This window comes from Sutterella massiliensis, assembly GCF_016899755.1.
GTDB classification, from domain to species: Bacteria; Pseudomonadota; Gammaproteobacteria; order Burkholderiales; family Burkholderiaceae_F; genus Sutterella; species Sutterella massiliensis.
This window is the reverse complement of sequence record NZ_JACJJC010000289.1, coordinates 1-450: the sequence shown is the minus strand read 5'-3', so window position 1 is coordinate 450 and position 450 is coordinate 1. Positions and strand designations below refer to the sequence as shown.

The following is a 450-nucleotide window of genomic DNA, read 5'->3' as shown; positions in this document are numbered from 1 at the left end:
GAGATAAAGGTCGAGCTTTGCAATGGACTTGCCGCCGCGAATGATTTCGATGTGGCGGTAGCTGCCGCGGGCAGGATCAATGCCGCCCGCACGGTCAACAAAGGAGAGAACGGAATCAACCGAGCCGCCCGCATAGCGGCCCGGATGGTTCACGAAGCCCGTTACGTAAACGGCAACAGGCTGCGCGCTCTGCAGATTGACGTAGACCTGAACGTTGTTTGTATAGACGCGGGAAATGGCGCCGCGAACCGTCGGGAGAAGCTGGCTGTTCGTAAGGCCGCCCACATGAACGGGGCCCACTTCCGGAATGAAGATGTTTCCCTGCTGGTCGACAACCAGAACGTCGTCGTAGGCGCGAACGCCCCATACGCGGATCACGATGCGGTCGCCCGGGGCGAGCACGTAGTCGTTGGAGGCCGTGTCGCTGAAGGTCGACGCAAAGCGCCCTTC

At 60.9% G+C, this 450-nt stretch carries 1 protein-coding gene; it reads right to left on the bottom strand.

Going from position 1 to position 450, the window contains the following annotated elements:
* Positions 1-450, bottom strand: a 450-nt coding sequence (locus H6A60_RS12605; RefSeq protein WP_205105172.1) for a polysaccharide biosynthesis/export family protein, incomplete at both ends; no start/stop codon positions are given.